Annotated in this window: 9 protein-coding genes; 2 read left to right on the top strand and 7 right to left on the bottom strand. The window is 51.3% G+C overall.

Annotation, left to right across the window (positions count from 1 at the left end; all coding sequences use genetic code 11):
- Nucleotides 1-122: 122 nt before the first annotated feature.
- From carB to AB2U10_RS17940, 5 genes are all read right to left on the bottom strand, one after another.
- Nucleotides 123-2,966, bottom strand: a complete 2,844-nt coding sequence (gene carB, locus AB2U10_RS17960; RefSeq protein WP_367916311.1) for a carbamoyl-phosphate synthase large subunit — start codon at nt 2,964-2,966, stop codon at nt 123-125.
- 88 nt (nt 2,967-3,054) lie between these two features.
- Entirely contained in the window at nt 3,055-4,461 is a 1,407-nt protein-coding gene (locus AB2U10_RS17955) for an ATP-dependent DNA helicase (protein ID WP_367916312.1), read from the bottom strand.
- A 5-nt stretch (nt 4,462-4,466) separates the two neighbouring features.
- Complete coding sequence (locus AB2U10_RS17950; RefSeq protein ID WP_367916313.1) at nt 4,467-4,934, bottom strand: hypothetical protein; 468 nt, start codon at nt 4,932-4,934, stop codon at nt 4,467-4,469.
- A gap of 37 nt (nt 4,935-4,971) precedes the next feature.
- Nucleotides 4,972-6,321, bottom strand: a complete 1,350-nt coding sequence (locus AB2U10_RS17945; RefSeq protein ID WP_367916314.1) for an NAD-dependent succinate-semialdehyde dehydrogenase — start codon at nt 6,319-6,321, stop codon at nt 4,972-4,974.
- Nucleotides 6,314-6,733: an RrF2 family transcriptional regulator gene (locus AB2U10_RS17940; protein WP_367916315.1), complete on the bottom strand. Its 420-nt coding sequence runs from the start codon at nt 6,731-6,733 to the stop codon at nt 6,314-6,316. Before AB2U10_RS17940 ends, AB2U10_RS17945 begins: the two co-directional genes overlap by 8 nt.
- A gap of 122 nt (nt 6,734-6,855) precedes the next feature.
- On the opposite strand from AB2U10_RS17940, the gene AB2U10_RS17935 reads away from it, so the two are divergent.
- Entirely contained in the window at nt 6,856-8,061 is a 1,206-nt protein-coding gene (locus AB2U10_RS17935) for an RsmB/NOP family class I SAM-dependent RNA methyltransferase (protein ID WP_367916316.1), read from the top strand.
- Nucleotides 8,062-8,090: 29 nt separating this feature from the next.
- On the top strand, nt 8,091-9,026 hold the full coding sequence (locus AB2U10_RS17930) for an NAD(P)-dependent oxidoreductase (RefSeq protein WP_367916317.1): 936 nt from the start codon (nt 8,091-8,093) through the stop codon (nt 9,024-9,026).
- On the opposite strand, the gene AB2U10_RS17925 is transcribed toward AB2U10_RS17930, so the two are convergent.
- Nucleotides 9,023-10,132, bottom strand: coding sequence for a glycosyltransferase family 4 protein (locus AB2U10_RS17925; protein ID WP_367916318.1), 1,110 nt, complete (start codon nt 10,130-10,132; stop codon nt 9,023-9,025). The two genes, AB2U10_RS17930 and AB2U10_RS17925, sit on opposite strands and share 4 nt — an antisense overlap.
- Nucleotide 10,133: 1 nt before the next feature.
- Entirely contained in the window at nt 10,134-11,387 is a 1,254-nt protein-coding gene (locus AB2U10_RS17920; protein WP_367916319.1) for a hypothetical protein, read from the bottom strand.
- Nucleotides 11,388-11,447: the final 60 nt, after the last annotated feature.

The raw sequence follows: 11,447 nt of genomic DNA, 5'->3' as shown, positions 1-11,447 counted from the left end.
ATATCTTTTCCGTTTCGTTACCCCGATTTTTGGCTCCAACCGTATTATTCGGGGTGATATACAAAGATAATCAAAAGCCCAACAAGTTCTTAATGAACAAGTTGGGCTTTTTCTGAATGGCCCTACCTTGACAGGTACAAATTCCGTTCGCCGTACACCTTCAGGAAGAAATCGTCTGTCAGGTCATCAATGAAGTAAATTCCTTCACCGGTCGACTTCATTTCAGGCCCCAGCTCCTTGTTCACATTCGGGAACTTGTTGAACGAAAATACCGGGATTTTGATGGCATAGCCGTGTTTTACCGGTTTGAAGCTGAAATCGGTTACTTTGTTCACGCCTAACATAACTTTCGTAGCGAAGTTCACGTACGGCTCCTGGTAGGCCTTGCAGATGAAGGGCACCGTGCGGGAGGCCCGGGGGTTGGCTTCGATCACATATACGGTCTCGTCTTTGATGGCGAATTGTATATTGATAAGGCCATGGGTATCCAGCGCTATGGCAATCTTTTTGGTATATTCTTCGATCTGGTTCAGCACGTTTTCGCTCAGGTCAAAGGGCGGAAGAACGGCATACGAGTCGCCTGAATGTATACCGGCCGGCTCAATGTGCTCCATGATACCAATGATATAGGCATTCTCACCGTCGCAGATGGCGTCAGCTTCGGCCTCAATGGCATTTTCAAGGAAGTGATCCAGCAGGATGTTGTTGTCCGGGATATCGTTCAGGATTTTTACAACGTGCTGTTCCAGCTCTTCTTCGTTGATCACGATCTTCATGCTTTGTCCTCCCAGCACATAGCTTGGGCGCACCAGGAGCGGAAATCCCAGCTCTTTGGCCACTTGTGAGGCTTTGTCGGCGGTTCTGACCGTATCAAATTTCGGATAAGGAATGTTCAGCTCTTTCAGCTTTTCGGAGAACCGGCCCCGGTCTTCGGCCAGGTCAAGGGCTTCGTAAGAAGTACCGATGATCTTAACGCCGTATTTGGTCAGCTTTTCCGCCATTTTAAGGGCCGTTTGTCCACCCAGCTGAACAATCACGCCTTCCGGCTTTTCATGTTCAATGATGTCATACACGTTTTCCCAGAATACCGGCTCGAAGTACAGCTTATCGGAGATATCGGGGTCAGTGGAAACCGTTTCCGGGTTACAGTTGATCATGATGGTCTCGTAACCCGATTCTTTTGCCGCCAGCACCCCGTGCACACAGGAGTAGTCAAATTCAATGCCCTGCCCGATACGGTTAGGCCCTGACCCCAGTACAATGATCTTCTTCCTGTCTGAAACCACGGATTCGTTATCCGGATTCTCTTCCGACAGGTTGAAAGTAGAGTAGTAATAAGGCGTTTTGGCTTCAAATTCAGCCGAGCAGGTATCTACACATTTGAAGGCACGCTTAATGCCCAGGGCTTTCCGTTGGGTGGTCACCTCACTTTCCAGGCAGCGCAGGAGGTGGGCCAGCTGGCGGTCGGCATATCCCATTTTTTTAGCGGCAAGAAGCAGCTCTTTCGGAACGGTCTCCAGGTTGTATTTTTGAATCTGGCCTTCCAGTATTACCATTTCCTCGATCTGCCGGAGGAACCATTTGTCGATTTTGGTCAGGTTCTGGATGGTATTGAAGGAAAGCCCGGCTTTAAAGGCGTCGTATACATGGAACAGGCGGTCCCAGGAAGGATGCGCCAGGCTGTATTTCAGCTTTTCCTGGTCTCTTTCTTCGCGGCCGTCGGCGCCCAGGCCGTTGCGTTTGATCTCCAGCGACTGGCAGGCTTTCTGAAGGGCTTCCTGGAAGTTCCGGCCGATACCCATGGTTTCGCCCACCGATTTCATCTGGAGGCCCAGGCGTTTGTCGCTTCCCGGGAATTTATCAAAGTTCCAGCGGGGGACCTTCACAATAACGTAGTCAATGGCCGGCTCAAAGAAAGCGGAGGTCGACCCGGTGATGGGATTGATCAGCTCATCAAGGTTATAGCCGATCGCCATTTTGGCTGCGATTTTCGCAATAGGATATCCCGTAGCTTTTGAGGCCAGGGCAGAAGACCGGCTTACGCGCGGATTGATCTCAATGGCAATGATATCGTCTGTTTCGGGGTTCAGGGAGAACTGAACGTTACATCCACCGGCAAACTGCCCGATCCCGTTCATCATATTGATGGCCATATCGCGCATTTTCTGGTAGATCTTGTCGGGAAGGGTCATGGCCGGGGCAACCGTGATGGAATCACCGGTATGAACGCCCATCGGATCAAAGTTCTCTATGGTACAGATGATCACAATGTTCCCGTTGTTATCGCGAAGCAGCTCCAGCTCGTATTCTTTCCACCCCATAATGGATTGCTCTACCAGCACTTCGTGAACCGGCGATGCATGCAGGCCGTGATTCAGGGCTGCATCGAATTCGTCCGGGGTATTTACAAAACCGCCCCCGGTGCCTCCCAGCGTATAAGAAGGCCGGATAACCAGCGGGAAACCGGTTTCCTGCGCAATTTCCTTTCCTTCAAGGAAAGAGCGGGCGATCCGCCCTTTGCAAACGCCGATTCCCAGCTCCAGCATTTTTTTCCGGAAAAGCTCGCGGTCTTCGGTGGTTTCAATGGCTTTGATATCAACGCCGATGATTTCCACGTTATGTTTTTTCCAGATTCCGGCTTTGTCGCAGTCAATGGCCAGGTTGAGCGCCGTCTGGCCTCCCATGGTCGGTAAAACGTGAGTAATGGGCCTGCCCATTTCCTCGTGTTTTCTAAGAATTTCACTAATAGACTTCTTTTCCAAGGGCTTCAGGTAAACGAAATCGGCGTTCATGGGGTCCGTCATGATGGTGGCCGGGTTGGAGTTGATAAGGGCAACTTCAATCCCTTCCTGGCGGATAGAACGCGCGGCCTGAGAGCCGGAATAATCGAATTCACAGGCCTGGCCGATCACAATGGGGCCTGAACCAATGATTAAAACAGACTTGATACTTGGATTTTTTGGCATTTTAATGCGAAGAGATTTCGATTTGTTTATCGAAGCACAAAGTTAATACAGAATGGCGGATAAATGGTAATTTTTTTTAGACACTCTGCTACGAAACAAACAGGTTATCCGGGAAATTTACAAAAAAAACTTCTTTAATTCCCCGCGTGACGGCGGTATAAAGCCAGCGCACAAATTCAGGGCTTTGCACGTCTTCCCGTAAATAGTACTGATCAATGAAAACGGCATCCCACTGTCCGCCCTGGGCTTTGTGGCAGGTAAGTGCATAGGCAAATTTTACCTGGAGCGCATTCATATAGCGGTCTTCCCGGATCATTTTTTTTCGTTCTTTTGCCGATTTTACCCATTGGTAGTCCCGGGTCACGCTTTCGTACAAAGCCTGGTTTTGCTCCCGCGTGAGGCTGGGAGAGGGGGAGTAGAGGGTGTCGAGGATGATCAGCGTATCAAACTCGGGATCGTCCGGGTAATCTACGAGAGAGAGGGTCACGTTAAGGAAACGGAAACCGTGCATCTCTTCTTCCCGGCCCAGGCGCTTTACTTTTACGAATTCGCCATTGGCCAGGAAACCCGCCTGCGACTCGGGGCTGAGGGTATTGTAGTTGTTTTTTACCACCATCAGGATATCGGCGTTGTCAATCTCCGAATCGGAGTAATTGATCGTGTTCCGGATGAACTGGTTATACAATACGGCATTTTTGTTGGACTGTGTGAGAACAATTGTATTTTCCTGCCCGTATTTATCGTAGGCATACCGGATGCCGTCTTCTATGCGTTCGCTGGTCATCCGGAAGATATCGCGGAAGCCCCTGGTGGTCAGCTGCACCCGGATGTCTTCATCGGCAAGCACGCTTCTCAGGTCGGTAGCGTTTTTCAGGATCCCCGATGCGGCATTCTGGCGCATGACTTCGGTCAGGGTGTGGACGTATACTTTGGCATGGTAGAATCCTTCCACATGCCGGATGTCGAGGGCCGGGCTGACGGGGAGGTTGACCGGTGGCAGCTGGGCTTCGTCGCCAATGAGCACCAGCTTGTTGTTCTGCCCGCTGAAAACATAGGTTACCAGGTCACGCAAGAGGCCGTCAGAGCCCATTTCTCCCAGTTCGGAGATCATGGAGGCTTCATCCACCACGTAAACGGTTTCTTCTTCTTTGTTTTTCTGAAGCCGGAAGTTCAGTGAGCCTGTAGCGCTGTCTTCTTTCTGCACATAGATTTTCCGGTGAATGGTAGAAGCGTACCGGCCGGTGTACTGGTTCATCACCTTAGCGGCCCGGCCGGTAGGGGCCATCAATGAAACCGTGTAGCCCAACGAGGGGGCGGCTTTGATGAAGGCATCGAGCACCGAGGTTTTCCCGGTTCCGGCATAGCCTTTGAGAATAAAGACCGGCCGCCCGTCTTCGTCGTCCATGAACCGGCCCAGCTTCCTGAATAAGGCTTGCTGCCCCGGCGTAGGGGTAAGATGGAAATGCTGATGCAGCTGTTCTTCAAAGAAATCCAAATCTTTTACCGCAAATGCTTCAGGTTAAGCCCGTAGAGAATAATGAAAAGGATACCGGCAATGGCTGCACCGGCCGAAGCCACGGCTCCTGTAAAACCACCGAAGATGCTGATGGGCGCAATAACGGCGGCGATGGCCCCTGTCACATATACATAGAAGCCTGTTTTTCGCAGCCCCCACATGAGAATGGCCCCGATCAGCGTGATTATACTGGTAAGGGAAGTAGCCATCCCGTTATTTTTGATTTTTTCCGGGGTGATCGACTCGCGGGCAGACTGGAGCAGCTCACTGATGGCTTCAGTCCCTTCCTGGTTGCCCAGCTCTTCCTCTACTTTGTCAAACCGTTCATTGACCAGGCCGTAAGACACATCGGGAGAGCTATAATTGGTTATGCCACTGTAAATGCTCGAGCCGCTGCCAATGAAGGTCAGGATACAAAGAACGGTCAGGAAGGTAGGTCTGATGTTTTCCATAGTTTAATTTTCAGGTTAAATATAAATTAAGAACAGCTTATTGTGTAATAACGTACGATTTGATGTTCGCAAATTCATGCATGCCGAACGAGCCCAGCTCACGGCCGTAGCCGCTTTCGGCTGTGCCGCCAAAGGGTACGGCGCCTTCTGATTTGACCATGCTGTTCAGGAATACCGAGCCGGCATTGATCTTCTGCATGAGCGACAGGCCTTTCCCGGTATCGGAGGTCCAGAGGCTGGCGCCCAGGCCGAACGGTGTTTCATTGGCAATGGCTACGGCTTCACCGGCATCTTTTGCCCGCACCAGGAAGCCTACGGGGCCGAATACTTCTTCGCGGTAGGCGGCAGCCAGCTCGCGTGACACCTCCATTACCTGGGGTGCCAGCAGGCAATTGTGGCGCTCTTGGGGCATCAGGGGCACGGCTCCCCGGCTGACCAGGTCTTTCACCTGGTTTTCAAGGGTTTCGGCCAGGTCCAGGCGAGCCACCGGCGCCAGTGTGGTGGCCGGGTCAAGCGGATCGCCCGGATGCAGCTGCCCGGCATGGTGCAGTATTTTTTCTCTGAAGGTATCGTAAACCCCGTTTTCCACGATCCATCTTTTGGCGGCTATACAGGTTTGCCCGGCGTTCTGGAAACGGGATTTTACAGCGGTTTCTGCAGCCAGGTCCTGTTGTGCGTCGTTCAGTACCACAAAAGGGTCTGAACCGCCCAGTTCCAGTACCGACTTTTTCAGGTATTTACCGGCCAGGGAAGCCACGCTTGCTCCCGCAGGTCCGCTACCCGTAAGGGTTACTCCTTTGACCAGGGGATCGGAAATCAGCGTTTCTATGTGGGACGAGCTCAGGTTAATGGCCTGGAATGCCCCCTCCGGAAACCCGGCTTCCCGGAATGCGCTCTCAATATGGGCGGCCGAGCCCAGCACGTTTGAAGCATGCTTAAGGATCACCGTATTGCCCAGCAGCAGGTTGGGAACGGCAAAGCGAAGCACCTGCCAGAACGGGAAATTCCAGGGCATGATAGCCAGGATGACCCCCTGGGGCTCAAATGCATAAAAAGCCCGGTCATGAGAAGACGGCACCTCAACCGGTTGAAGGTACCGATCTGCTTCTTCGGCATAAAAACGGGTGGTGACAATGCATTTCTCCACTTCAGCCACCGATTCGCGGAAAAGCTTCCCCATTTCGAGGGTGATCATCCGCGCATATTCTTCCTTTCGTTTTTCGAGCACAGCGGCAAAAGCAAGAATCAGTTGTTTCCGGTTGGCAGCAGAGGTGCCGCACCAGGCGGCATATGCACGATGCGCCGCTTTTACTTTACCTGCAGGGTCCCTTTCGGGTTCGAATTCGGCAATTGTTTCAAGACTATATGGGTTAGTACTTTTAAACATTATGCGTCAGATCATTCAATGTTGTATTTTCATAAACTTTTAAATTGGCGTCCCTGATTTGTTGCATCAGGGGTCTTATCTTACATATCTCTTCGCTGATGCAGTCTTCACATTTGTCATAGAAATTCAGGGAGACGCACAGTATGGGAGCAATGGGGCCGTCGATGACCCGGATCACCCGGGCTATTTTTACATCCCCGGGGGGCAGCTTCAACAGGTATCCGCCCCCTTTTCCTTTCTGGCTCTGCAATATGCCGTTATTTCTGAGTTCCAGCAAAATGGCCTCCAGGAATTTCTTCGGAATATTTTCAGACTCAGATATCTCACTTATAAGCAAAGGCTTACGGGTTTCGTAATTCAAAGCCAGTCGTGTAAGTGCTTTCAGCGCATATTTTGCTTTTTTGGAAATCATACATTTCGCTATTTCTTCGATAAACCGTTATTACAAAATTAGTTGGTTTTGACAAGATAAAAAACGGTTATGTTGTTTAAATTGCCAATTGATTTTACGGCGGAGGGCCGCCTGTTTTGATTTTGAAGAGAATACGATTATATCCGCCCCTGCTTCAGGGGATAGAAGAAGCACTTGAGTTGATATTCGGGCAGGGAAAAAAGTCGGACCAGGCGGTTCCGGCCCTTTTGAAAGCCCACCCGAAATGGGGAAGCCGCGATCGTCATTTTGTGGCGGAGAATACCTATGAGATCGTAAGAAATAAACGGCTGCTGAATTATATCCTGGAGGGGGCTGCATCGGGCGAGCCGGGCTACAGGCAATGGGCTGCGGCCTGGCTTATCCTGAAAGGGTATTACGAGGAGGAAAACCCTTTCTTTTACGGGGTAGACCCGGTAAAAGTGCAGGAAAGAGCTGCCGTGTCTGCTCCGGAGATCCGGTTTTCTGTTCCGGATACGCTCAATGAGCCGGTCAGAAAAGAACTGGGAGAGGAACGGTGGTACCGGGAGCTGGAGGCCATGAGCCGCCCGGCCGATGTATTTTTACGCGTTAACCTGCACCGGATCTCCAGGGCGAAACTGAAAAAAACGCTGGAAGAGGAAGGGATTTTCACGGAAGAGGTAGATGGTGTGGAAACCGCCCTGAAATTGCGAAAGCGGAGCAACCTGGCTTTGACCGAAGCATTCAGAAAAGGATATTTTGAGGTACAGGATGCCGGAAGCCAGCTGATCGGCGCTCTGCTGGATCCGCGGCCGGGAGAGCTGGTGATAGATGCCTGCGCGGGTGCGGGCGGGAAAACCCTGCACCTGGCCGACCGGATGGAGAACCGGGGGCGTATCCTGGCCCTGGATGTGGAGGCCCCCAAGCTGAAGGAGCTGGAAAACCGGGCCAGACGGAACCGGGTGGAGATCATTACCACCCGCCTCATGGACCAGCACGTAATGGCTGCATTTCATGAGCAGGCCGACAGGTTGCTGCTCGATGTGCCCTGTTCAGGCCTGGGGGTGGTTCGCCGGAATCCCGACGCCAAAGAGGCTTTAACGGGAGAATTCCTGGAAAATATCCGGGAGGTACAGGCCGGAATATTGAAAAACTACAGCCGGATGGTGAAGCCCGGTGGCGGCCTGGTATATGCCACCTGCTCTATCCTGCCTTCTGAAAACCGGGAGCAGGTAGACCGCTTCCTGGCTGAAAACAGTGGCTATGTGCTGAAGGAAGACCGGCAAATATGGCCCTCGGAAAGCGGATTTGACGGCTTTTATATGGCATTGATCGGGAAAGAACGTTGATTCCTACTACCCGGAACTATTTTACACCCATGAGAATACTGATCGTAGATGAAATGCACGACTCCCTCCTGCCCCTGCTGGCTGAAACCGGAGCGGAAGCCGATTACAGGTATGATTTCGGACGAAAAGAAGCCGAAGAAGTGATAGCCGGTTATGAAGGGCTGATCATCCGGAGCAAGTTCTTTATCGGGGAGGATTTCCTCGACAAAGCCCGTAATCTTCGGTTTATAGCCCGTGCCGGAGCAGGGCTGGACCTGATCGATGTGGCCGCCTGTGATCGAAGAGGCATCCGGGTATTTGCCGCCAATGAGGCCAACCGGGTGGCGGTGGCCGAGCACCTGCTGGGTATGGTGCTGAGTCTTTTTAATCATATCAATACTTCAGGTGCAGAGATCAGGCAGCACCAATGGCTGCGCGAGAAGAACCGGGGAGAAGAGCTGCAGGGCAAAACAGTAGGAATTGTGGGCTACGGGAATAACGGAAGTGAAGCCGCCGCCCGTTTTGCGGCCTTCGGTTGCCGGGTGCTGGTGTATGATAAGTACAAGACCGGTTTTGGTACCGGGCAGATAGAAGAAGCAGGACTGGAAGAGATATTTCGCCATGCCGATGTTTTTTCCCTGCATATTCCGCTGACTGGTGAAACCCGCGGATGGGTGGATGCTGCATTCCTGGACCGTTTTGAGAAGGCCTTTTATTTCTGCAACGTGGCCAGGGGCGAGATCATGCACCAGGGAGATCTTATTGCCGCTATCCGCGCAGGGAAGGTGCTGGGCGCCTGCCTGGATGTTCTTGAAAACGAGAAGCTGAGCACGATGACCCGGGAGCAACAGCAGGATTTTGATTTCCTGAAAGATCACCCGCGCGTAATTCTTACACCTCATGTGGCGGGCTGGACCCGTGAGTCATACCGGAAAATCAACGAGGTGCTTTGTCGTAAGATTGCGGCATTTATCAACGGCGACTAAAGCGCTTTAAGGGCCTTCACGTAAGCTGTAGCCACTGATACTACGGAAAAATCGCGGATGATTTCCAGTGAGCGGCGTTTCATTTTTTCAGGTTGGGGATCAGCCATAACGGCTGCCATACGGTTTTTGAGAGAGGCGAGATCGCCGGGTATAACGGTATAGCCGTTCCCGTTGACCAGGTCAGGAACACAGCCACAGGCTTCTGAGACAATTACGGGCAGGCCACAGACCATGGCTTCGTTGATCACCAGGCCCCAGGGCTCTGACAGGCTGGGCAGCACGAAGCAGCCGGCACGGGAGAAGAACCCCGGAACGTCTGTCCAGCCAACAGCGTTATATTTGTAGATATTTTCGGGCGAGTCGCGGATCAGCTCCCCGATAGCGGCATCTTCGGGGCCGTTCCCTACCAGGATAAGACCCCACTGCTGCGGCCTGAGCTCCCTGAAGGCCTTTACCAGGAGATCAACATTTTTCTCTGCGGCCATACGGCCCACGTAAATAAAGTTTTCCGGCGTGTGTATTTCGGGGTAAAGCGGCCGCTGCAGTGCGTTTTGGTATTGCCGCTCCAGGGCTTCATTGTCAACCACCGCAGCTTTGTGCACCAGGATCTGCCGCGGGGAAGCTCCCAGCTCCAGCATGTATTCTTCGGATGACCGCCCGAACACCACAAAACCGGAGCAAAGGCGCACCGCCAGCCGTTTAATGGCTTCTTTGAGCAGCGAACGGGTTTTGTCTTTCCGGGTGGACTCACTTGACATGATCACCTTTTTTCCGAGCAGCTTCCCGAAAAGGATGGCCGGAAGGGTGGAGGCAGAAGAAGCATAACCGGTTACGTTGATCACATCCGGATTATACCGGTAAATAAACTTTAAAACGGCCCGGATCTCTTTGAGCGCAGGAACGTTTTCAATGTAGTCGTCAAATAACAGGGTATAATTATAGCGATAATTCATGGCCGGGCTTTCCATGCCCTTGCGGGAAATCTCGCTGCGGGCTATCTGGAGGACGTGAAACTCGTCGGGCGCAGTGATTTGCTTCTGAATTTCTTCAAATAAGACGGACTTGTAGTGCGCCCACAGCGTATTATGAATTACCAGAGTTTTCAAGCTATTTTTTTAAAAACCGACAGAAAATAAAGAGCGTGGCGAAACGGGTATAATCCAGCATCTGGCCGGATGTAAAATTAGAAAAGAAAAAATAGATGAAAGCGTAAGCCAGGAACTCGGTGCCCGTACTTTCAGGGTCCCGCATTTCGCGAAGGCTCATCATGATCAGCCGTAAGAAAATGATGCTAAAAAAGACAAAGCCGGTTAACCCGAATGAGTCCAGCATTTCGAGGTGCGGCACATCCACGTACATGAACTTGTATCCCTGCCCGAAAAGAATGTAGTGATAGTTGCCCTCATCAAAGCTTTTCTGCAGGCGTTCAAAGACTTTCCCGATATGGGTGATACGGGTATTGGCCGAGTCATCGCCGGTTTCCTTCACCTTCACTTTCTTTTCTTCGGCAGAGTCAAAGAAAGATTGTTTTATTCCCTCAAAACGGGTATTGAAATAATTAAATGCGGGATCGAGGAGCTTCTTGTTTTTGTTGATCTGGTAACCCAGGGCAACAGCTCCCAGGAGCATCAGGGCCAGGATATACCATTTGCTGAAAAAAAGCCTGAACGTACCTATGGCGTTGGAAAACGACAGGTTAAAAACCAGGAACAGGGCCGCAAACGCAAAGGTGGCCAGGAAGGCCAGCATGGTTTGAGTAAGAAAAAGGATGGCTACATTCAGGAGAATGAGGATCAGCGGAAATATCAGTCCCAGCTTTACCGATTTATGATTTTTCAGGGCAAGAACACCCAGCACAATACCAAAATAAGCCACTTTGGAGTTGATGTGCGGGTTACCCACGCCCATTTCTCCTCCGTAACCGAAGGCTGCTCTTTGGCCTATTACATAGAAGGGGTTCTTGCTGACATAGTACATCAGCGAAACGGCACTAAGCGTTACCAGGATGGAGGTAAGGTATATGAATGAACGACCGATGGCGTTGTCGCGCATGAACAGAACCGCAAAGGCTACAAAGACAATAATGATGAAGGTGAGTAGCTCGGTATAAAAATTAACGGTGAAATAATAGCGGTCTTTGAGGTAAAAATAGACAAACATGTAAAGCAGCAGCCAGCACATCAGCGGGAATGTAACCCGGTTGGGGCTGTGGAAATAGCGGAAATCCTTAAAGGGCAACGTAATGGCAAACGGCAGGAAGATCAGCCCTATGGAGAATAAAGTACTGCCGGGCGCCAGCAACAATCCGTCTCTTAAAAAATAGATAAGGGGAACTCCGGCAAAGAAGATTGCCAGGGCCATTGAATCCCGGTTTTTTAAGAATGAATTGATCAGGAACCGCATTTAGAGAAAATTTCCCAA

This window comes from Leadbetterella sp. DM7 (assembly GCF_040829825.2).
Taxonomy (GTDB): Bacteria; Bacteroidota; Bacteroidia; order Cytophagales; family Spirosomataceae; genus Leadbetterella.
This window is presented reverse-complemented; position numbering and strand designations above follow the sequence as displayed.

What these genes read in the sequence shown, in the direction of transcription:
- AB2U10_RS17930 (WP_367916317.1), top strand. Translation starts at nt 8,091, where the DNA reads ATGAGAATACTGATCGTAGATGAAATGCACGACTCCCTCCTGCCCCTG.
- AB2U10_RS17920 (WP_367916319.1), bottom strand. Translation starts at nt 11,387, where the DNA reads ATGGCCCTGGCAATCTTCTTTGCCGGAGTTCCCCTTATCTATTTTTTA.
- AB2U10_RS17940 (WP_367916315.1), bottom strand. Translation starts at nt 6,733, where the DNA reads ATGATTTCCAAAAAAGCAAAATATGCGCTGAAAGCACTTACACGACTG.
- AB2U10_RS17950 (WP_367916313.1), bottom strand. Translation starts at nt 4,934, where the DNA reads ATGGAAAACATCAGACCTACCTTCCTGACCGTTCTTTGTATCCTGACC.
- AB2U10_RS17945 (WP_367916314.1), bottom strand. Translation starts at nt 6,321, where the DNA reads ATGTTTAAAAGTACTAACCCATATAGTCTTGAAACAATTGCCGAATTC.
- carB (WP_367916311.1), bottom strand. Translation starts at nt 2,966, where the DNA reads ATGCCAAAAAATCCAAGTATCAAGTCTGTTTTAATCATTGGTTCAGGC.